Here is a 19,878-nt window from a genome sequence, read left to right on the forward strand (position 1 = left end):
CCCGCCACGCCCGTGCTCGCCGCCGCCGCCGCGGCGGCCGCGGTCGCCGAACCTGTCGCGCGCGGCTAACCGCGCCCGTCGCTCCTCCGCGTAGCGCCGGCGCTCCTCGGCGGTCGGCTTGATCTCCCGCAGGAAGAAGTCGTCGCCCGGCCACTCGACCGGGATCTTCTGGCCGATGAACTTCTCGATCGCCTCGAGGTTCAAGGCGCTCGCCTCGTCCACCAGGCTGACCGCCTTGCCGCCGGCCCCCATGCGCGCGGTGCGCCCGATGCGATGGACGTAGTCCTCGGCGTCCTGTGGCAGGTCCCAGCAGATGACGTGGCTCACGGCCTCGATGTGGAGGCCGCGCGAGGCGACGTCGGTCGCCACCAGCACGGGGAGGCGGCCCTCCTTGAAGTCGTTCAGGATCTTGAGCCGCTTCTTCTGGTCCACGTCGCCCGTCAGCGCGCGCGTCTCGTAGCCGTTCCGCGTCAGCCGGTCCTCGAGCCGGCGCGCCTCCTCGCGCGTGTTCGAGAAGATCAGGATCCGGTCACCCCCCTCGCGCCGGAGCAGCCCGAGGAGCAGCGAGAACTTCTCCTCGCGGCCGACGTGGAAGAGCATCTGCTCGACGCGCTCCGCCGTCTTCTGCTGCGGCATGATGGTGATCTGCGCGGGGTTGTTCATGAACTCCCAGGTGAGCTCGAGCACCCGGAAGGAGAGCGTCGCCGAGAAGAGGAACGACTGGCGCTTCTCGTGCGACGGCAGGCGGCGGAGGATGAACCGGAGGTCCGCGATGAAGCCCATGTCGAACATCCGGTCGGCCTCGTCGATGACGAGGATCTCGACGTGCCGCGGCGACCAGACGCGCTGCTTGAGGTAGTCGATCAGCCGCCCCGGCGTGCCCACGAGCAGGTCGCAGCCCGCCGCCAGCTCGTCGCGCTGCTTGGCGTAGTCGATGCCGCCGTAGACCGCGAGGCTGCGGCACGGCGTGAACCGCCCGAGGAGCTTCGCGTCCGACTCGATCTGGACGACCAGCTCGCGCGTCGGCGCGATCACGAGCATGCGCGGCGTCCCCGTGCCCGGGGGCCCCGACGGCGGCGCCGGCGTGCGCAGCATGCGCGTGAACGCGGCGATCAGGAAGGCCGCCGTCTTGCCCGTCCCGGTCTGCGACTGGCCGGCGACGTCCTTGCCCCGGAGCGCGAGCGGGAGCGCCGCCTCCTGGATCGGCGTGGCGGTCACGAAGCCCGCCTCGCGGATCCCCCGCATCACCGGCTCGGGCAGGTCGAGCGACGCGAAGTCCATTTATCGGAGCGCGAGGCCGCAACCCACGTGGGTGGCCTGAGAGAGATGCGTGTCGTCGAACCCGCTCCCGCAACCCACGTGGGTGGCCTGAGAAAGATGCGTGTCGTCGAACCCGCTCCCGCAACCCACGTGGGTGGCCTGAGATCGGTCCGTCATGTAGCGCTCTCGGAGACAGGCGCCAGTGGTCGTTTCCCGAAGATGCGCGCGCAGACGATCCCGACCTCGTAGAGGAGGATGATCGGGCCGGCCATGAGCGTCTGGTTGAAAGCGTCGGGGGTCGGCGTGAGCACCGCGCCGGCGATGAACGCGCCGTGGATCGCGTACTTGCGGTTCCGCGCGAGCAGCCGCGCCGAGACGATCCCGAGCCGAGCCAGGACCGTGATGAGGAGGGGCAGCTCGAACACCGCACCGAAGGCGAGCGTGAACTTCAGCAGGAAATCGATAAGGTTCTCGAGCGTGATCATCGGCTGGAGCCCCGGCCGCGCGTAGCCCAGCAGGAACTCAATCGCCTTGGGAGTCACCACGAACAGCGAGAAGGCGCCGCCGCCGATGAAGAGGAGCGAGCCGACGACGACGAACGGCGCCGCGTACTTCTTCTCGTGGGCGTGGAGCCCGGGCGAGATGAACCGCCAGACCTGCCAGAGGACCGCCGGAAACGCGATGAACAGGCCGACGATCAGCCCGACCTTCATCTGGACCCACAACGCCTCAGCCGGCGCCGTGAAAACGAGCGAGTATTTCAGCTTCGTCACCGGGCGCGCCAGCCAGTCCACGATCTGCTGGCTGAAATACAGGCCGGGGAGGGCACCAGCGAGCAGCGCATAGAGGCTCCGGAGGATCCGGGTGCGGAGCTCCCCGAGGTGCTCCATGAACGACATCTTGCTGTCGTCGACCGCGCCCGCCATACCTACCAGCCCGTCACGAAGTGCCGGAGCTGCCCGACGCCCGCACCGGCACGGAACCCCTCGCGGATCGCCGCCGTCACGTACGCCTTCGCCTCACGGATGGCGTCGCCGAGCGGCTGCCGGCGCGCCAGCCCCGCGGCGATCGCCGACGAGAAGGTGCAGCCGGTGCCGTGGGTGTTGCGCGATTCGAGGCGCGCGCCCGTGAAGCGGGTCAGCTCGCGGCCGTTCCAGAGGATGTCCGTCGCCGAGTCCCTCAGGTGGCCGCCCTTGACGAGAACGTGGCGTGGCCCGAGCGCCAGGATCCGCCGCGCGGCCTCCTCCATGTCGGCTTCGCTCGCCACCGTCATGCCGGCGAGCGCCCCCGCCTCGTGGAGGTTCGGCGTCACGACGTGCGCGAGCGGCAGCATCTCCTTGATCAGCGCGTCGCGCGCCGCGGGCTCGAGCAGCGGGTCGCCCGACTTCGCGATCATCACGGGGTCGAGGACGACCGGCGCCTGCGCGCGGGCGCGGAGGCGCCGCGCCACCTCGGCGATGATCGGCGCCGTCGAGAGCATGCCGACCTTCACCGCGTCGGCGCCGAAGTCGGAGAGCACCGACTCGATCTGCGCGCCGACGATCTCCGGCGGCAGGTTGAACACGCCCTGGACGCCGACGGAGTTCTGCGCGGTGATCGCCGTCAGCACGGACATGCCGAACACGCGGAACGCGGAGAACGTCTTGAGATCGGCCTGGATGCCGGCGCCTCCGCCGGAGTCCGAGCCGGCGATCGTCAGCGCCTTCGGAACCGTCATGGACGACTCAGTATACCGCCTCTCGCGGCGACTCTGGTTCGACGCGCGCGAAGGCGCCGCCGACCGTAGCGGCTCCGGCGCTCGGCGCCACCGCCCGGCCTCCACGCGAGGCGCCCGAACACGCGCTCGTACACACCGCTCCGATGGCCAATCTTGAGAATCCACACCTCCGAGCCGACGATCCGGACCAGAACGCGATAGTCCCCAACTCTGAGCTTCCAGTGCCCTCGGAGCGAGCCGCGCAGCGGTGCGCCGTACTGTTGCGGGGTTGTCGTCAGTCGTGTCCGGATCGCGCGATCGAGGCGTCGCCGCATGTTCGCCGGCACGGCCTGCAGGTCCGCGGCGGCGACCGCCGGATGGAAGACGACCTCGAAGGCCACTCAGCGACGCTTGCGCTTCGTCGCGCCGAACACCTGCTGATGCGTGAGGGCCCGCGCCCGGTCGAACGTCTGCTCCCGCTCCTCCGCGATCTGGGCCCACACCTGGTCCTCGTACACCTCGAGCGCCTCGCGGAGGAGGTCTCTTGCCTTCAGCGACAGTGAGGTGCCGTCGCGCCGCGCGAGACGCTCCAGCGCCTGGTAGAGCGGCCGCTCCAGGACGACGTTCAGCCGTGGGTTCTTCGCCGGCATGCGTGGGGAGTGTAGCACAAGTGCCGCACCCGGCCGGCCCCGGGCCTCAGCCCGGAATGACCAGGACGAACTCGCCGCGGACCGCCGCGGCCCGCAGCCGCTCGAGGTGCGCCGCCGGGGTCGCGCGCACGATCTCCTCGAACTGCTTGGTGAGCTCGCGCGCCACGACCAGCTCGACCTCGCCGAACACCTCGCCGATCGCCTCGAGCGTCGCCACGATCCGGTGCGGCGACTCGTAGAGGACGATCGTCGTCTCGAGCCCGCGCAGCGCCTTCAGCCGGTTGAGGCGCCGGCCGGGCTTGACCGGCAGAAAGCCGTCGAAGACGAACCGGTCGGCCGGGACCCCCGCGGCCGAGAGCGCCGCCGCGAGCGCCGCGGGCCCGGGGACCGGCACCACCGGCATCCCCGCCGCCCGCGCCTCGCGCACGAGCAGGAAGCCAGGGTCGGAGATGCCGGGCGTGCCCGCGTCGGTGACGAGCGCGACCGATTTGCCCTCCCCGAGCATCCTGAGGATTTCCCGGCCGCGCGCGAGCTTGTTGTGCTCGTGGTAGCTCACGGTCGGCGTGTGGATGTCGAAGCGCGTGAGGAGCGCGCGTGTCCGCCGGGTGTCCTCGCACGCGACCACGGCGGCCTCCTTGAGGACCCGGAGCGCGCGCAGGGTGATGTCCTCGAGGTTGCCGATCGGTGTCGCGACGACGAACAGGGTGCCGCTCAGGCTAGGCCGACTGCTCTTGCGCTTCCGAGACCAGCAGGGGCCGCTCGCGGTTCACGATGACCTCGCGCGTGATGATGCACTCCTTCAGCCCCTGGATCGACGGCAGCTCGTACATGATCTCGAGCATGACCTCCTCGAGGATCGCCCGGAGGCCGCGCGCGCCCGTGCCGCGCTTCAAGGCTTCCTTGGCGATCGCTGCCACCGCGTCCTCGGTGAACTTGAGGCGCACCTTCTCGAGGTCGAAGTACTTCTGGTACTGCTTGACGATCGCGTTCTTCGGCTCCCTCAGGATCCGGACCAGGGCGGGCTCGTCGAGGTCGTGGAGCGTTGCGATGATCGGCAGCCGCCCGACGAACTCGGGGATGAGGCCGTACTTCAAGAGGTCCTCCGGCTGAATCATCGTCAGGAGGTCGCCCACCCGGCGCTCCTCGCGGCTCTTGATGTCGGCGCCGAAGCCCATGCCCGAGCGCCCCACGCGCGCCTCGATGATCTTCTCGAGCCCGACGAACGCGCCGCCGCAGAGGAAGAGCACGTTCGAGGTGTCCACCTGGATGAACTCCTGGTGGGGATGCTTGCGGCCGCCCTGCGGCGGGACGTTCGCGATCGTGCCCTCGAGGATCTTGAGCAGCGCCTGCTGCACGCCCTCGCCTGAAACATCGCGGGTGATCGACGGGTTTTCCGATTTCCGAGCGATCTTGTCTATCTCATCGATATAGACAATCCCTCGTTCGGCTCTCTCCACATCATAGTCCGCGGCCTGCAGCAGTCGCAGAATGATGTTCTCGACGTCCTCGCCGACGTACCCGGCCTCGGTGAGCGTGGTCGCGTCGGCGATCGTGAACGGCACGCGAAGCATCTTGGCGAGCGTCTGGCCGAGGAGCGTCTTGCCCGAGCCGGTCGGCCCGATGAGGAGGATATTCGACTTCTGAAGCTCGACGTCGCCCGCCTCGGTCCCCGACTCGATGCGCTTGTAGTGGTTGTGGACGGCGACGGCCAGGATCTTCTTCGCGCGCTCCTGGCCGATCACATACTGGTCGAGGACGTTCTTGATCTCGGCGGGCTTGGGGAGGGCGCGGAGCTCGCGGCTCTTCTCCTCCTCCCACTCCTCCGCGATGATGTCGTTGCAGAGCTCGATGCACTCGTCGCAGATGTAGACGGTCGGGCCGGCGATCAGTTTCCGGACGTCGTTCTGGCTCTTGCCGCAGAACGAGCACTTGAGCGTGCCGTTGCCTTCGCGCGGTCTGGCCATCCGCTCCCTATCTCGACTCCCGGCCGGCGAGGGCCGGCGCCTCGCTCACCGCCCGGGGGGTCGGCTTCGACGAGATCACCTCGTCGACGATTCTATATTCCTTGGCCTGCTCCGCGGTCATGAAAAAGTCCCGGTCCGTGTCGCGCTGGATCTTCTCCATGGACTGGCCGGTGTGGTGCACCAGGATGCGATTGATCTCCTCCCGCATCCGGAGGATCTCCTTGGCCTGGATGTCGATGTCGGTCGCCTGGCCCTGCACGCCGCCGAGCGGCTGGTGGATCATGATCCGCGCGTGCGGCAGCGCGAAGCGCTTGCCCTTGGTGCCCGCGGTGAGCAGCAGCGCGCCCATCGAGGCCGCCTGGCCCATGCAGATCGTCGCGATCGCGGGCTTGACGTACTGCATCGTGTCGTAGATGGCCATCCCGGCCGTCACCGAGCCGCCGGGCGAGTTGATGTAGAGGAAGATGTCCTTGTCCGGGTCCTCGGCCTCGAGAAAGAGCATCTGGGCGATGACGAGGTTCGCCAGCTCGTCCTCGATGAAGGTGGGCAGGAAGATGATCCGCTCCTTCAGCAGGCGGGAAAAGATGTCGAACGCCCGCTCGCCGCGCGGCGTCTGCTCGACCACCATCGGCACCAGCGCCATCGTGCGTCTCCTTGGGCTCATTGGATCTTCGCCTGGTTGACGAGGAGCTCGAGCGTCCGGCGGTCGCGCAACCCGCGCTTGAGCGCCTCGAGATCACCGCTCTTCTCCATCATACGCCGAATGGCCGGCACGGGCCGCTGGCTCGCCTGGGCGATCTTCTCGACCTCGGCGTCCACCTCGGCGTCGCCCGGCGCGATCCCCTCGCGCTCGGCGATCGCCTCCAGCAGGAGCGTGCGGCGGACCGACGTCTCGGCGGCCGGCTTGAGCTCGGCGAGCATCTTGCCGTAGTCCCAGGGCACGCGATCCGGATCGATCCCCTGGCGGCGCAGGCCCTCGCGCGCGTGCTCGATCTGGTGCGCCACCTGGCGCATGACCAGCGCGTCGGGCACGGTAAATGCGTGCGCGGCGAGCACGGCGTCCACGACCTTGTCTTGAAGCTCGCGCGTCTCGTCGTGCGCGCGCCGCGCCTCGAGCTGTTTCAGGACCTCGGCGCGCAGCGTCGCCAGTGACTCGAACTCGCCGAGCGACTTGGCGAAGTCGTCGTCGAGCGCCGGCAGGATCTTCTCCTTCACCTCGGTCACCTTGACCGTCGCCGAGCCGCCCTTGCCGCGCAGCGCCTCGCGCCGGTGGTCGTCGGCGAACCGGAACGGCACCCGCCGCTCCTCGCCCGCGCGCATGCCGACCACGGCCTGGTCGATCTCGGGAAGCACCGTCCCGCCGCCGACGACGAATTCGTAGCCGGACTGGCTCGACGGCTCCTCGCCCTCGAGCGCCAGCGCGTAATCGACGACGAGCAGGTCGCGGGGCGCCGCGGCCCGGTCCACGGCGCGGAACTGCGCCTGCTGCTCGCGCATCTGCTCGAGCGCCGCGTCGACGTCCTCGGCGGTGACGGGCTTCGGCCGGTGCTCCACGACGACGCCCTTGTACTCGCCGAGCGCGATCGCCGGCTTCACCTCGACGACCGCGACGAACGAGAGCGGCGCGCCCTCCTCGAGCTTGACCTCCTGGAGGTCGGGCTCGTCCACGGGCTCGAGCCGCGCCTCGCTGAGCGCACGCCGGTAGATGTCGGGAATCAGGTGCTCGGCGACCTCGCGCCGGACGTCGTCGGCGAAGTGCACCTTGACGAGCGCGCGCGGCACGTGTCCCCGGCGGAAGCCGGGCAAGCGGGCTTGCTTCTGCACGCGGCCGTACGCCCGCTCCCACTCCTGCCGCACGACGTCCGCGGGCGCCTCGACCGCGAGGCGGCGCTTGCAGCCCTCGATCTCCTCGACCGCGACCTTCATCGACGCTCCGGCTCGATCTTCATCGGCGCTCCACGGTGGTGCGAGAGGGGGGAGTCGAACCCCCAAGGGCTTTTGGCCCACTGGATCCTAAATCCAGCGCGTCTGCCAGTTTCGCCACTCTCGCGGGAATTGCGGGCGGGTTGCGACCGCAACCCGGAGCATACCACCGATCCGGGCGATTCCGAGCACGGGACCGTCCGCACCGGGGTATCTTACCCGCCATGTCGATGAGCGTCGCCGTGACGGGCGCGACGGGTCTCGTGGGCACGGCGCTGACGCAGCGGCTCGCGAGCGCGGGGCATCGCGTCGTCCGCCTCGTGCGTCCCGCGACGGCGCGGCGGCCGCCCGGCGAGGAACCCATCCGGTGGGATCCGGACTTCGGCACGATCCAGGCGTCGCGCCTCGACGGCGTGGACGCCGTGGTGCACCTCGCGGGCGAGAGCGTCGCGGCCGGGCGCTGGACCGAGGCGCGCAAGCAGCGGATCCGCTCGAGCCGTGTCCGCTCGACGGCGTTCCTCGCCGACACGCTCGCGCAGCTCCGGCATCCGCCGCGCGTGCTGGTCGCGGCGTCCGCCGTCGGCTACTACGGGGACCGCGCCGACCAGATGCTCACCGAGGACAGCGCCGCGGGCACGGGCTTCCTCGCCGACGTGTGCCGCGACTGGGAGGCGGCGGCCGAGCCCGCCGCCCGGCGCCGCATGCGCGTCGTCCAGCTGCGGATCGGCATGGTGCTGTCGCCCGCGGGCGGGGCGCTCGCGACGCTCCTCCGGCCCTTCCGCCTCGGGCTCGGCGGGCGGGTCGGCTCGGGCGCCCAGTGGATGAGCTGGATCTCGGTCGACGACCTCTGCGGCGCGATCCTCCACGCCCTCGCGACGACGGCGCTCGCGGGGCCGGTCAACGCCGTCGCCCCCGAGCCCGTACCGAACCGCGAGTTCGCGCGCACGCTCGGCCGTGTCCTCCGCCGCCCCGCGTTCCTGCCCCTGCCCGCCTTCCTCGCGCGCCTCCTCCTGGGCCAGATGGCCGACGAGCTCCTGCTCGCCAGCGCGCGCGTCGTGCCCGCGCGGCTCCAGGCGACGGGCTTCACGTTCGGCGATCCGGCGCTCGAGGGCGCGCTCCGCCGTCTGCTCGGGCGCTGAGGGGCGCGCGCGGCGAGGAAGGGCTATCATTGGGCATGGCCAAGCCGGGGACCGTCCGAGAGCTCAGGGACAGCGGGTACCAGCAGCGGTCCGTCAAGCAGGAGCTGCGCGACAACCTCATCGGACGGCTCAAGCGCGGTGAGCCGATCTTCCCGGGGATCGTCGGCTACGAGGAGAGCGTCCTCCCGCAGATCGAGAACGCGATCCTCTCGGGCCAGGACATCGTGTTCCTCGGCGAGCGCGGCCAGGCGAAGACGCGGATGGCGCGCCTGCTGATCGGCCTGCTCGACGACGAGGTGCCCGCGCTCGCGGGCTGCGAGATCAACGACGAGCCCTTCGCGCCGATCTGCGCCGCGTGCCGGCAGCGCCTCGCGGAGCGGGGCGACGCCGCCCCGATCGGCTGGCTCCCGCGCGACCGCCGCTACGGCGAGAAGCTCGCCACGCCGGACATCACGATCGCCGACCTCATCGGCGAGGTGGACCCGATCAAGGTGGCCGAGGGACGCTACCTCGCCGACGAGCTGACCATCCACTACGGCCTCCTGCCGCGCACCAACCGCGGCGTCTTCGCGATCAACGAGCTGCCCGACCTCGCCGAGCGGATCCAGGTCGGCCTCCTCAACATCATGGAGGAGCGCGACGTCCAGATCCGCGGCTACAAGGTGCGCCTGCCGCTCGACCTCTACGTCGTCGCCAGCGCCAACCCCGAGGACTACACGAACCGCGGCCGCATCATCACGCCGCTCAAGGACCGCTTCGGCTCGCAGATCCGCACGCACTATCCGAAGCGCCTCGAGGACGAGATGACGATCATGGAGGCCGAGCTCACGCGCTTCGCCGAGGACGGCATCGCCACGCACGTCCCCGGCTACATGAAGCAGGTGATCGCGGAGCTCACGCACCTCGCGCGCCGCTCGACCGAGATCAGCCAGCGCTCCGGCGTCTCGGTGCGCGTCAGCATCTGCAACTACGAGAACCTCCTCTCGAGCGCGCTCAAGCGGGCGATCCGCCTCGGCGAGCCCGACGCCGCGCCGCGCGTGAGCGACCTCGGCGCGATCGCCGCGTCCACGAGCGGCAAGATCGAGCTCGAGACGCTGGGCGAGCAGGGCGACGACAAGGTGCTCGCGAAGCTCGTCCAGCGCGCGGTGCTGAACGTCTTCAACCGGAGCTTCGCCGGCGGCGAGCTCGACGAGGTGGTGGCCGCGTTCCAGGGCGGCCTCAACATCACGGTGGCCGACACGATGTCCTCGAGCGAGTACGTGAAGCAGATCGCGCAGGCGCGCCCGCTCCAGGCCGCGGTGCGCAAGCTCGGCGCCGGCGACCCCGCCACGACGGCCTCCGCGCTCGAGTTCCTGCTCGAGGGGCTCCACCTGAACAAGAAGCTCAACAAGGACGTCCAGGCCGGCCATCAGCGGTACCGGAGCTAGGGCCGTGCGCATCCGCTACTCGCGCTGGGACGGCTCGCAGAAGCTCGACGACCTCGACGCCGACGACCTCCTGTCGGCGATGTCCGACGACCTCCTGACCGACGGCGACCCCGGGCGCGCGCTGCGCCGGCTCCTCCAGCGCGGCGCCCGGCGGCCCGACGGCGCGCCCGTGCCCGGACTTCAAGATCTGCTCCAGCGGCTCCGCCGGCAGCGCCAGCAGCGGCTCGACCGCTACGACCTCGGCTCGGCGCTCGACGACATCACGCAGAAGCTCGACGACGTGATCCGGACCGAGCGCGCGGGCGTCGAGCGCCGCGTCCCGAACGGACGCGAGCGCGCGGCGAAGCTCGCGCGGCTGGACCGGCTCCCGCCCGACCCCGCCGGCCGCATCCGCGAGCTCCAGAAGCACGACTTCACCGAGCCCGAGGCGAAGCGCAAGTTCGAGGAGCTGCTGAAGTCGCTCCAGCGGCAGATGCTCCAGCCGTTCGCCCAGGGCATGCAGCAGGCGCTCCAGAACCTCACGCCCGAGGACCTCCGGCGCATGCGCGAGATGATGCGCGACCTGAACCGCATGCTCCGCCAGCGGCTCGAGGGCGAGGAGCCGGACTTCCAGGCGTTCATGGACAAGTGGGGCCAGCACTTCCCGGGCGTCGAGAGCCTCGACGAGCTGCTCGAGCGGATGGCGGAGCAGATGGCCCAGCTCCAGTCGCTCATGGCGAGCCTCGCCCCCGATCAGCGCCGCGAGCTCCAGGACATGATGAGCTCGCTTTTCCTGAAGGACGAGCGGCTCGAGGCCGAGATGCGCCAGCTCGCGCAGAGCCTCGGCGAGCTCCTGCCGCTCGACGAGCTCGCCCGGCGCTACGATTTCCGTGGCGACGAGGAGCTCGGCATGCGCGAGGCCATGCGCCTCATGGAGGAGCTCCAGCAGCTCGACCAGCTCGAGCGCGAGCTCCGCGGCGTCGAGGACGCGGGCGACCTCGAGCGCGTCGACCCGGAGCGCGTCGGTCGGCTCCTCGGCGAGGAGTCGCAGCGCGACCTGGAGCGGCTGCGCGAGCTCACGCGAAAGCTCGAGGAGGCGGGGTACCTCGAGCGCAAGGGCGACCGGCTCGAGCTGACCGCGCGCGCCATCCGGAAGATCGGCGACAAGGCGCTCGGCGACATCTTCGCCGTCCTCAAGCGCGACCGGTTCGGCCGCCACGCGGTGAGCCGGCGCGGCGCCGGCGGCGACCCGACCGACGAGGCCAAGCCCTACGAGTTCGGCGACCCGTTCCTGCTCGACCTGCGCCGGACCCTCATGAACGCGGTCGAGCGCGGCGGGCCGGGCACGCCGGTGCGGCTCGCGCCGGCCGACTTCGCGGTCCACCGGACCGAGCTCTCGACGCGCGCGGCGACGGTCGTCATGCTCGACATGAGCCGCTCGATGCTGAACAACGGCTACTTCCTGCCGGCGAAGAAGGTCGCGCTCGCCCTCACGGCCCTGATCCGCGGCCAGTTCCCGCGCGACAGCCTGCACATCGTCGGCTTCTCGCTCTACGCGCGCGAGTTCAGCCCCGAGCAGCTCCCGACCCTCGCGTGGACCGAGTGGAACGTCGGCACCAACATGCACCACGGCTTCCAGCTCGCGCGCCGGCTCCTCGGCCGCCGGCAGGGCGGCAACCGGCAGATCATCATGATCACCGACGGCGAGCCCACCGCCCACCTCGAGGGCGGCGAGGCCGAGTTCTCGTATCCGCCGACACGGCGCACGTTCGAGGAGACGCTGAAGGAAGTCCAGCGCTGCACGCGCGACGGGATCACGATCAACACCTTCATGCTGGAGCGGAGCCGCTCGCTCGTCGCGTTCGTCGAGCAGATGGCCCGCATCAACCGCGGCCGCGCGTTCTTCGCCGCGCCCGAGCGGCTCGGCGAGTACGTGCTGGTCGACTACGTCAATGCCAAGCGCCGCGCGGTCTCCTGAGGAGGCCCACCCATGAAAGCCGCGATCCTCTACGAGGCGAACAAACCGCTCCAGGTCGTCGACGTCGAGCAGCAGGGTCCGCAGGCCGGCGAGGCGCGCGTGCGCGTGATGGCGGCCGGCATCTGCCACAGCGACTGGCACATTATGAACGGCGACTGGCCGCTCCCGCTGCCGATGGCGCTCGGCCACGAGGCCGCCGGCATCGTCGCCGAGGTGGGCGCGGGCGTCGCCGGCGTCAAGCCCGGCGACCACGTCATCTTCTCGTTCCGGCCGCACTGCGGGCGCTGCTTCTACTGCTCGACGGGGCGCTCGATCCTCTGCGATGGGCACCCGGGCGTGCGCTGGACGCTGCTCGACGGCACCTGCCGCCTCAAGCGCAACGGACAGGACATCTTCCAGATGGCGCGCATCGGGACCTTCGCCGAGTCCGTCGTCTGCCCCGCCGAGATGCTCGTACCGATCCGCAAGGAGATGCCGTGGGCGCAGGCGGCGCTCATGGGCTGCTGCGTGCCGACCGGCGTCGGCGCGGTCACCCACTGTGCGAAGGTCGAGGCGGGCGCGTCGGTGCTGGTGGTCGGCTGCGGCGGCGTCGGGCTCAACGTCGTGCAGGGCGCGCGGCTCGCGGGCGCGGGCAAGATCATCGCGTGCGACCTCCTCGAGAACAAGCTCGCGTTCGCGCGCGAGTTCGGCGCCACGCACACGCTCGACGCGTCGAAGGAGAAGGTCGTGGACCGCGTGCGCGAGCTGACCGGCGGGCGCGGGGCCGACTACGCCTTCGACGCGATCGGCGGCGAGGCGACGACGCTCCAGATCCTCGACGCGATCCGCCCGGGCGGCACGGCCGTCATCGTCGGAATGGCCGCCATGAACGTGCGCGCGCCGATCACGCCGTACCTGATGGCGCTCCAGGAGAAGAACCTCAAGGGCACGATGTACGGCTCGGTGCGCCCCAACATCGACTTCCCGCGGCTGGTGGACCTCTACCTCGACGGCCGGCTGAAGATCGACCAGCTCATCAGCCGGACATACGAGCTCGACGAGATCAACGAGGGGTTCCACGCGCTCCGGAGCGGGCAGGTCGCCCGCGGGGTCGTCGTCTTCGCCTGACCCCCACCGCCGATTGACGCGCTTCGCCACCGCTCTACCCAGGGTGGTGGTGCGGACCCGGGAGCCCCCTGACGCCTTTGGGGGGATTCCCCGCCCTCGATTCAGGGATTACCCCGATTGTTGTCGCTCCCCCCAGGCCGCAATCTCCCCGCAATGCCAGCGACGTTCCGGGCGCCACGCGGGGGGAGGACGTCATGAGGATCGTCTGTGCCTGGTGCGAAAAGGAAGGGCGGCCTGCGGTGATTCGGGTGGACGACTCCGCCGCGAACTTCGACTCTCACGGCATCTGCGACGCCCACACCGTCAAGGTGCTCAGCGAGCTCCGGAGCCGCCTCAAGCAGACCTGGCAGGTGGGCCCCACGTACCTGGACGCCACCACCGCGGTCCGGGCCGCGACCATGCGAACCGCGCTGGCGGGCTCCCCGACCTCCTGAGATCGAAGGACGGGCCATGACGGTCGGCGTCGAGACACTCGCGCTGAGGAAGCTGGTCGAGACGAACGTCGAGGTCGTCGAAGCCGGTCTCCGGGTCGTCGACACGCGCTTTCTCATCGGCCAGTCCTCGGTGGACATCGTCGCGCGCGACGAGACGGGCGCGCTGACGCTGATAGCGGCCGGGGTGGCCGGGGACGACGAGATGTTCTTCAAGGTCGTCGGCGCCTACCGGTGGTGCCGCCGGAACCCCGACGCGGTCCGCCACCTGTTTCGGGGAACGCGGCTCTCGACCCATCGGGCGCCGCGGATGCTGTTCGTCGTCCAGCGCTTCGCCCGGTCCTTCGTGCGGAGTATGGACGACCTCGGCTTCGAGCCCGTCCACGGCCTCGACCTCCTCGACCTCGGCGTCAACGGGAGCGCGACGATGGCGCTCGAGGTGAGGGAGCGTCCCTGGGGCCGCGCCGCGCTCGAGCCGGTGCGGGACGCCAAGCGCGAGATAGTCGCCGGCTTCACGCTTCGGGCCCTCGAAGTCTCCGCGTCCTGAGCGAACCCCCCGCCTCGGACCTCCAGACAAGAAACGGGGGAGGGTCGGCCCTCCCCCGGACGCCTGAATCGACCGCTCGAGCGCTACGGGACCGGGACGGTCGCGCCGTCGCCGACCGCGGAGATGTTGAAACTCCCCGCGCCTGTGCGGGGATGCAATCCGACCCTCTTGGTCATCGCGGTGACAAAACCCGTCACCCGCCCTTGCGCTATTGCCGGCTGATCAGCACCTTCACCTTCGGGTACTCCGGCGCCTTCCCCTCGACGTCGACGATGCGGAGGACGCCGTCGGGGGTCTCCAGCAGAAGGTTGTTATTGCTGAAGGCCACGTACCTTCCCCACGACTTCGGCACGCTGATCTCGTACTTGGCTGATGAGGTCTGCGCCTGCGCCGGGGCGGGCGCGGGGAGCCACGGGCGCACCGCGATCACGGCCAGCGCCAGGGCCGATGACGGTCAGCACGGTCTTGAGGTAACGGTCTGCGATCATGGTCGTCCTCCCGCTGATTGAGTGTTCCAGCAAACTAGTTATACTTGATCGGTCATGCGTCGCTCAGAGATCCTCGCGCTGCTCGCGGCGCTGGTGGCGCTCGCCGCGGCGGCCGCGCCCGTGGGCGCCGCCGACCGACCCGAGGCCCCGAGCCCTCCGAATGTCGCGGGAGTCCTGACGCCCTGGGGCCAGCTCGATCTCTCGCTGAGCCTCACGCCCTACAATCTCCCCATCCGGCTCACGCTCGACCCCCGGACGGAGCCCGCGAGCCCAGCGCCGACCTTGTCCGTGGCGCCGTACTTCGCCGTCGGGCGCCCCGAGGAGCTCGACGGTGATCTGCCCGCGGGCCTGCGGAGCCTCCGTCCCGAGAAGGCTCAGCAGCTCAAGACGGCCGCCGGCGTGGTCCTGGGGCTCGGCGCGAACGCCGAGATCACCGGCGAATACCGGTTTCTGGGCATGCGCCAATCCGGGCTGAGCTGGAGCCCGTCCGGACTCGACAGGACATTCGACGCGGGTCTGGATGCCCTCGGCCTCAGCTTCAGCCTGTCCATCAAGTACTGATCCCTCTGCCACCCGCCGACGACACGAGGAGGCCACGATGCTGGCGATCTGGGTGAAGGTGCGCGTGAGGCCGCAGCTCCGACAGCGCTTTCTCGAGGCGATCGAGGTGGACGCGCTCGGCTCCGAGCGGGACGAGCCGGGCTGCCTGCGCTTCAACGTCCTCCAGGACGAGCACGACGAGAACGTCTACTACTTCTACGAGGTCTACAAGGACCAGGCCGCGCTCGAAGCGCATCGCGCGATGCCGCACTACGCCGTCTGGCGCGCAGCGGCCGACGCGCTCGACGGGCCGAGCGAGCCGACGCGGTGCCGGCCCGTCTTCCCGGCCGCGCGCGCGTACTGGGGCAAGGCCTAGACATGCACCCCGCGTGAAGACCTACTACGACCGGCGCGCGCCCGAGTACGACGACTGGTACCTCGGGACGGGCCTCTTCGCCCGGCGCGAGCGCCCGGGGTGGCAGGCCGAGCTCGCCGCCGTCGAGCGCGCGGTCGCCGCGCTCCCGTTCGCCCGCGTGCTCGACGTCGCGTGCGGCACGGGCTTCCTCACGCGCCGGCTGCGCGGGCGCGTGACCGGCGTGGACCAGAGCGCGGCGATGCTCGCGATCGCCCGACCGCGGGTGTCCGGCGGCACGTTCGTCCGCGCCGACGCGGCCGCGCTGCCGTTCGCCGCCGGCGGATTCGACGCGGTGTTCACCGGCCACTTCTACGGCCATCTCGAGACCGGGGCGCGGGCGCGCTTCCTCGCCGAGGCGCGCCGGGTGGCCGCGACCCTGGTCGTGGTGGACGCAGCACTCCGCGACGACGTGCGGCCGGAGGAGATGCAGGCCCGGAAGCTCAGCGACGGCTCGCGCTACACCGTCTACAAGCGGTACTTCACTCCCGCGCAGCTCGCGGCCGAGCTCGGCGGCGGCCGGACGCTCCACGCGGGCCGCTGGTTCGTCGTCGTCATGGCGTGAGGCGTCGAGGACGTTGCGCCCGGCGGTGGGGTATCATCCGACAACGACCCAGCTCTCCAGGGAGGCGCCGCCATGCAGGGAAACGGCCATACGGACGCCCGGAAGCTTCGCACCCGCCTGAGCCACCCGATCATCGACGCCGACGGCCACTGGCTGGAGTACGCGCCGATCATGCGCGAGGAGTTCCGCCGCATCGGCGGGGACGCCGCCGCCGAGGCTCTGGCGATCGCCAGCGACCGCGTCCCCGGCTCGCTCAGGCTCTCCCCGGCCGAGCGGCGGCGGCGCCGGATCGGCCAGGAGGCGTTCTGGGGGTCACCGAGCGAGAACGTGCTCGACCGCGCGACGGCGATGCTGCCGCGCCTCATGTACGAGCGGCTGGAAGACCTGGGCATCGACTTCGCGGTCGTCTACCCGACGGCCGGGCTCGGATACCACCGCATGCAGGACACGCGGCTGCGGCGCGCGATCTGTCGCGCCTACAACGTGTTCGCCGCGGATCAGTTCCGCGGGCTCGAGGACCGCGTCATTCCCGCCGCGATCATCCCGATGTACACGCCGGAGGAGGCGCTCGAGGAGGTCGAGTACGCGGTCCGGCAGCTCGGGTACAAGGTCCTGATGATCGGCGGCCTCATGCGGCGCCCCGTCCCCGTCCTCGCCGAGGAGCATCCCGCGGCGTCCAAGTTCGTCGAGTGGTACGACGTGATCGGCATCGACAGCGACCACGATTACGATCCCGTGTGGGCCAAGTGCCGGGAGCTCCGCGTCGCGCCGAGCTTCCACAACGGCGCGCGCTCGATCCTCCTCCGCAACTCGCCGTCGAACTTCTGTTACAACCACATCGGCCACTTCGCCTCCGCCGGCCACGCGGTCTGCAAGGCGCTGTTCTTCGGCGGCGTCACCCGCCGGTTCCCGGACCTGAACTTCGCGTTCCTCGAGGGCGGGGTCGGCTGGGCCTGCATGCTCTACGCGGACCTCATCGGGCACTGGGACAAGCGCAACCGGCAGGCGATCGAGAGGACGAATCCGGACAGGCTCGATACCGCGGCCCTGCTCGGGTTCGCGCAGAAGTACGGCCGCGACGCGGTGGTGGACGCGGTGCGCCGGGGCGACGGGCTGGAGGGCGACTCGAACTCGAGACTGACCGGCGGCATCGAGGACCTCGACGATTATTTCCGCTGCAAGATCGAGCGCAAGGAAGACATCCGCGAGCTCTTCGTCCCGCGCTTCTACTTCGGCTGCGAGGCCGACGATCCCATCAACGCCTGGGCGTTCAACCGCCGCGCGAACCCGCTGGGGGCGCGCCTCAACGCGATCTTCAGCTCCGACATCGGGCACTTCGACGTGCCGGACATGACAGAGGTCGTCCCCGAGGCGTACGAGCTGGTCGAGCACGGCCTGCTCACCGACGACGACTTCCGCGACTTCATGTTCGCCAACGCCGTGCGCTTCTGGGGCGAGGTGAACCCGGAGTTCTTCAAGGGCACGGCGGTCGAGAAGCAGGCGGCCGACGTGCTGGCGCAGCCGGCCGTCCGTCGATGACCGTCCCGAGCGCTCCGGCCCTCGATCCGCAGGCGCGCGCCGTGCTCGAGCTCGTCGTCACGTCGGGCCGCCCGGCGTACCACCAGCTCTCGCCGAAGGACGCGCGCCAGCTGTTCCGCGAGACGCGTCCGGCCTCGACCCCCACGCCGCCCGACATCGGCCTGGTGAAGAACCTCGCCGCCGACGGCCCGCGCGGTCCCGTTCCGCTCCGCGTCTACCGCCCGGCGCGCATCCCGGCCTCGACGCCGCTGCCGGCGCTGATGTTCTTCCACGGCGGCGGGTGGGTGATCGGCGACCTCGAGACGCACGACGTGCTGTGCCGTCAGCTCACGGCGGACTCGGAGGCGTGCGTCGTCGCGGTCGACTACCGTCTCGCGCCCGAGCACAAGTTTCCCGCCGCGGTCGACGACGCGTGGGCGGCGACTCGCTGGGTCGCCGCGCGCGCGGGCGAGCTCGCGATCGACGCCGGCCGCCTCGCGGTCGGCGGCGACAGCGCCGGCGGCAACCTGGCGGCGGTCGTCGCCTTGATGGCGCGTGATCAGGCCGGGCCGCCGATCCGGCTCCAGGTGCTGCTCTATCCGGTCACGGATCTCGCGGCGGAGACGCGATCGTATCGGGACTTCGCCGACGGGTTCATGCTCACGCGCGAGAGCATGCGCTGGTTCGCCGCGCACTACCTGAACGCCGCCGAGGAGGCCGCCGACTGGCGCGCCTCACCGATCCGTGCGCGCTCGCTGGCCGGTTTGCCGCCGGCGCTCATCGTCACCGCGGGCTTCGATCCGCTGCGCGACGAGGGTCACGCTTACGCCGAGCGGCTGCGCGACGCGGGCGGGCGCGTGGACTACGTCTGTTACGGCGGGATGCTCCACGGCTTCGTGCCGATGGGGCGCCTCATCGACACCGGCAATCGCGCCGTCTCGCTCATCGCCGGCTCGCTGCGTCAGGCGCTGCGCTGACGACACGCCCGGCGACGGCGCGCACTTTGCGCGGCGCCGCCAGCCAGATGGTCACCGCCGAGAGCGCGCTGCACGCGATCGCGATCCAGAACGCGAGCGTGTAGCTGCCGGTCGCGTCGTGCAGCACGCCCGTCACCCACGGCCCCGCGGCCCCGCCCGCGATGGACGCCAGCATCAGCGAGCCGAAGATCGTGCCGTAGTGCCGGCCCTGAAAGATCTCGGCCGGAATGGCCCCGATGACGGAGGTGAGGCCGTAGCCGAGCATGCCCTGCGACGCGACCATGAAGTAGAGCAGCGGCGGCGTCGGCATCTCACGCAGGAGCAGGAGTGCCAGATAGCAGAGCACGAAGCCGAGGCTCCCCGCCGTCCACACCCACTCGCGGCCGATCCGGTCCGAGAGGTGGCCGAGCACGATCTGGCCGGGGATGCCCGCGAGGCTCACGAAGCCGAGCGCCCACGCCGCGTCGGTCGCGCTGAACCCGATCTCGACCAGGTACTTCGTCTGGTGGACCTGCACCGCGTACCACGCGAAGAGGCCGCAGAAATAGCCCAGCGCGATCCACCAGAAGCGGGCCGTGCGCATGGCGCGCGCGAGCGTCCAGTCCACCGCGACCCACGCCGCGTCCACCACGTTCGCCACCGGACCGGCGGCGACGGTGCCGCGTGAACCACCATCGCCGTCAGGCTCGAGTCCGAGGTCCTCGGGCCGCCGTCTGAGCAGGAGGTTGAGCGGTGCCAGCAGCGCCACGATCAAGATCCCCATCGCCCAGCAGGCGGCGCGCCAGCCGGAACTCTCGATGAGGATCTGAAGCCAGGGCAGCAGGATGATCGAGCCCACGCCGACGCCGGAGTAGGCCACGCTGATGGCCAACCCCCGCCGGCGCACGAACCAGTTGGGCAGAAAGAGCGCCTGACCCGTGTATCCGAGACAAACGCTGCCGCCGCCGACGAGCACCCCGAGCGTCGCGTAGAGGTGCCACGGCTGGCGCACCAGCGTGGCCAGCATCAACCCGGCCGCCATGAGACCCACGCCCAGCTCGATCACGACCCGTGGCCCGCGGCGGTCCATGAGCCGGCCGAGCGCGGGGCTCAGCGCCGCCGAGACGAGGAAGCCGAACGAGAAGGCGCCGGCCGTCACGCCGCGCTCCCAGCCGAACTCGTCGAGGATCGGCGGGAAAAGGAGCGAGAAGGCGGTGCGCGCGTTGACACCGACTCCCATGGTGACGAAGGCGACGGCCACGATGACCCAGCCGTAGAAGAAGGGCAGGCGCACCCCG

Annotated in this window: 22 protein-coding genes and 1 tRNA gene; 11 read left to right on the plus strand and 12 right to left on the minus strand. The window is 70.6% G+C overall.

The window, feature by feature from the left end; genetic code table 11:
• From VKG64_06535 to VKG64_06580, 10 genes are all read right to left on the minus strand, one after another.
• Positions 1–1,281, minus strand: a 1,281-nt coding sequence (locus VKG64_06535; protein HKB24696.1) for a DEAD/DEAH box helicase, incomplete at its 3' end; no start/stop codon positions are given.
• A gap of 152 nt (positions 1,282–1,433) precedes the next feature.
• Entirely contained in the window at positions 1,434–2,186 is a 753-nt protein-coding gene (gene tatC, locus VKG64_06540) for a twin-arginine translocase subunit TatC (protein HKB24697.1), read from the minus strand.
• Positions 2,187–2,188: 2 nt separating this feature from the next.
• Positions 2,189–2,977, minus strand: coding sequence for a bifunctional hydroxymethylpyrimidine kinase/phosphomethylpyrimidine kinase (gene thiD / locus VKG64_06545; protein ID HKB24698.1), 789 nt, complete (start codon positions 2,975–2,977; stop codon positions 2,189–2,191).
• Positions 2,974–3,357 (minus strand): type II toxin-antitoxin system RelE/ParE family toxin, encoded by a 384-nt coding sequence (locus VKG64_06550; protein ID HKB24699.1) that lies wholly within the window; start codon positions 3,355–3,357, stop codon positions 2,974–2,976. Before VKG64_06550 ends, thiD begins: the two co-directional genes overlap by 4 nt.
• Positions 3,358–3,606, minus strand: coding sequence for an antitoxin, RHH family protein (locus VKG64_06555; protein HKB24700.1), 249 nt, complete (start codon positions 3,604–3,606; stop codon positions 3,358–3,360).
• A 46-nt stretch (positions 3,607–3,652) separates the two neighbouring features.
• A complete protein-coding gene (gene rsmI / locus VKG64_06560; GenBank protein ID HKB24701.1) occupies positions 3,653–4,321 on the minus strand; it encodes a 16S rRNA (cytidine(1402)-2'-O)-methyltransferase in 669 nt (222 codons plus the stop codon).
• A 1-nt stretch (position 4,322) separates the two neighbouring features.
• Positions 4,323–5,570, minus strand: coding sequence for an ATP-dependent Clp protease ATP-binding subunit ClpX (gene clpX / locus VKG64_06565; protein HKB24702.1), 1,248 nt, complete (start codon positions 5,568–5,570; stop codon positions 4,323–4,325).
• A gap of 7 nt (positions 5,571–5,577) precedes the next feature.
• Positions 5,578–6,213, minus strand: coding sequence for an ATP-dependent Clp endopeptidase proteolytic subunit ClpP (gene clpP, locus VKG64_06570; GenBank protein HKB24703.1), 636 nt, complete (start codon positions 6,211–6,213; stop codon positions 5,578–5,580).
• Between the two features lie 17 nt (positions 6,214–6,230).
• Positions 6,231–7,496, minus strand: a complete 1,266-nt coding sequence (gene tig / locus VKG64_06575; protein HKB24704.1) for a trigger factor — start codon at positions 7,494–7,496, stop codon at positions 6,231–6,233.
• Positions 7,497–7,532: 36 nt separating this feature from the next.
• Positions 7,533–7,620, minus strand: a tRNA-Leu gene (locus VKG64_06580).
• A 97-nt stretch (positions 7,621–7,717) separates the two neighbouring features.
• Between VKG64_06580 and VKG64_06585 the strand changes: the two genes are divergently transcribed.
• From VKG64_06585 to VKG64_06610, 6 genes are all read left to right on the plus strand, one after another.
• Positions 7,718–8,632: a TIGR01777 family oxidoreductase gene (locus VKG64_06585; protein HKB24705.1), complete on the plus strand. Its 915-nt coding sequence runs from the start codon at positions 7,718–7,720 to the stop codon at positions 8,630–8,632.
• 35 nt (positions 8,633–8,667) lie between these two features.
• A complete protein-coding gene (locus tag VKG64_06590; protein ID HKB24706.1) occupies positions 8,668–10,059 on the plus strand; it encodes a magnesium chelatase in 1,392 nt (463 codons plus the stop codon).
• A 4-nt stretch (positions 10,060–10,063) separates the two neighbouring features.
• Positions 10,064–12,016, plus strand: a complete 1,953-nt coding sequence (locus tag VKG64_06595) for a VWA domain-containing protein (GenBank protein ID HKB24707.1) — start codon at positions 10,064–10,066, stop codon at positions 12,014–12,016.
• Between the two features lie 12 nt (positions 12,017–12,028).
• A complete protein-coding gene (locus tag VKG64_06600; GenBank protein HKB24708.1) occupies positions 12,029–13,123 on the plus strand; it encodes a Zn-dependent alcohol dehydrogenase in 1,095 nt (364 codons plus the stop codon).
• A gap of 194 nt (positions 13,124–13,317) precedes the next feature.
• The gene (locus tag VKG64_06605) at positions 13,318–13,557 is read left to right on the plus strand and encodes a hypothetical protein (protein ID HKB24709.1); all 240 of its coding nucleotides are present in this window, start codon (positions 13,318–13,320) and stop codon (positions 13,555–13,557) included.
• 16 nt (positions 13,558–13,573) lie between these two features.
• Positions 13,574–14,101 carry a hypothetical protein gene (locus VKG64_06610; protein ID HKB24710.1) on the plus strand — a complete coding sequence of 176 codons (528 nt, stop codon included), beginning with the start codon at positions 13,574–13,576 and terminating at the stop codon, positions 14,099–14,101.
• A 208-nt stretch (positions 14,102–14,309) separates the two neighbouring features.
• Here VKG64_06610 and VKG64_06615 read toward each other — a convergent pair whose 3' ends face one another.
• Positions 14,310–14,531 (minus strand): hypothetical protein, encoded by a 222-nt coding sequence (locus tag VKG64_06615; GenBank protein HKB24711.1) that lies wholly within the window; start codon positions 14,529–14,531, stop codon positions 14,310–14,312.
• Between the two features lie 112 nt (positions 14,532–14,643).
• Here VKG64_06615 and VKG64_06620 point away from each other — a divergent pair, with 112 nt between their 5' ends.
• The 5 genes from VKG64_06620 to VKG64_06640 all read left to right on the plus strand — a co-directional run bounded on the left by VKG64_06620 (position 14,644) and on the right by VKG64_06640 (position 18,601).
• Positions 14,644–15,150, plus strand: coding sequence for a hypothetical protein (locus VKG64_06620; protein HKB24712.1), 507 nt, complete (start codon positions 14,644–14,646; stop codon positions 15,148–15,150).
• A 37-nt stretch (positions 15,151–15,187) separates the two neighbouring features.
• On the plus strand, positions 15,188–15,505 hold the full coding sequence (locus tag VKG64_06625) for a putative quinol monooxygenase (protein HKB24713.1): 318 nt from the start codon (positions 15,188–15,190) through the stop codon (positions 15,503–15,505).
• 13 nt (positions 15,506–15,518) lie between these two features.
• The gene (locus VKG64_06630; protein ID HKB24714.1) at positions 15,519–16,106 is read left to right on the plus strand and encodes a methyltransferase domain-containing protein; all 588 of its coding nucleotides are present in this window, start codon (positions 15,519–15,521) and stop codon (positions 16,104–16,106) included.
• A gap of 72 nt (positions 16,107–16,178) precedes the next feature.
• A complete protein-coding gene (locus VKG64_06635) occupies positions 16,179–17,645 on the plus strand; it encodes an amidohydrolase family protein (GenBank protein ID HKB24715.1) in 1,467 nt (488 codons plus the stop codon).
• On the plus strand, positions 17,642–18,601 hold the full coding sequence (locus tag VKG64_06640; protein ID HKB24716.1) for an alpha/beta hydrolase: 960 nt from the start codon (positions 17,642–17,644) through the stop codon (positions 18,599–18,601). Before VKG64_06635 ends, VKG64_06640 begins: the two co-directional genes overlap by 4 nt.
• Here the strand turns inward: VKG64_06640 and VKG64_06645 are convergent.
• Positions 18,567–19,874 (minus strand): MFS transporter, encoded by a 1,308-nt coding sequence (locus VKG64_06645; GenBank protein ID HKB24717.1) that lies wholly within the window; start codon positions 19,872–19,874, stop codon positions 18,567–18,569. The genes VKG64_06640 and VKG64_06645 overlap by 35 nt on opposite strands.
• Positions 19,875–19,878: the final 4 nt, after the last annotated feature.

The organism is Candidatus Methylomirabilota bacterium (genome assembly GCA_035260325.1).
Taxonomy (GTDB): Bacteria; Methylomirabilota; Methylomirabilia; order Rokubacteriales; family CSP1-6; genus AR19.

Excerpts from the sequence above, each read along its gene's own strand:
- clpX (HKB24702.1), bottom strand. The coding sequence starts at position 5,570 with ATGGCCAGACCGCGCGAAGGCAACGGCACGCTCAAGTGCTCGTTCTGC.
- clpP (HKB24703.1), bottom strand. The coding sequence starts at position 6,213 with ATGGCGCTGGTGCCGATGGTGGTCGAGCAGACGCCGCGCGGCGAGCGG.
- VKG64_06610 (HKB24710.1), top strand. The coding sequence starts at position 13,574 with ATGACGGTCGGCGTCGAGACACTCGCGCTGAGGAAGCTGGTCGAGACG.
- tig (HKB24704.1), bottom strand. The coding sequence starts at position 7,496 with ATGAAGGTCGCGGTCGAGGAGATCGAGGGCTGCAAGCGCCGCCTCGCG.
- VKG64_06635 (HKB24715.1), top strand. The coding sequence starts at position 16,179 with ATGCAGGGAAACGGCCATACGGACGCCCGGAAGCTTCGCACCCGCCTG.
- VKG64_06620 (HKB24712.1), top strand. The coding sequence starts at position 14,644 with ATGCGTCGCTCAGAGATCCTCGCGCTGCTCGCGGCGCTGGTGGCGCTC.
- VKG64_06600 (HKB24708.1), top strand. The coding sequence starts at position 12,029 with ATGAAAGCCGCGATCCTCTACGAGGCGAACAAACCGCTCCAGGTCGTC.
- VKG64_06585 (HKB24705.1), top strand. The coding sequence starts at position 7,718 with ATGTCGATGAGCGTCGCCGTGACGGGCGCGACGGGTCTCGTGGGCACG.
- VKG64_06590 (HKB24706.1), top strand. The coding sequence starts at position 8,668 with ATGGCCAAGCCGGGGACCGTCCGAGAGCTCAGGGACAGCGGGTACCAG.
- thiD (HKB24698.1), bottom strand. The coding sequence starts at position 2,977 with ATGACGGTTCCGAAGGCGCTGACGATCGCCGGCTCGGACTCCGGCGGA.
- VKG64_06625 (HKB24713.1), top strand. The coding sequence starts at position 15,188 with ATGCTGGCGATCTGGGTGAAGGTGCGCGTGAGGCCGCAGCTCCGACAG.
- VKG64_06640 (HKB24716.1), top strand. The coding sequence starts at position 17,642 with ATGACCGTCCCGAGCGCTCCGGCCCTCGATCCGCAGGCGCGCGCCGTG.
- VKG64_06555 (HKB24700.1), bottom strand. The coding sequence starts at position 3,606 with ATGCCGGCGAAGAACCCACGGCTGAACGTCGTCCTGGAGCGGCCGCTC.
- VKG64_06605 (HKB24709.1), top strand. The coding sequence starts at position 13,318 with ATGAGGATCGTCTGTGCCTGGTGCGAAAAGGAAGGGCGGCCTGCGGTG.
- tatC (HKB24697.1), bottom strand. The coding sequence starts at position 2,186 with ATGGCGGGCGCGGTCGACGACAGCAAGATGTCGTTCATGGAGCACCTC.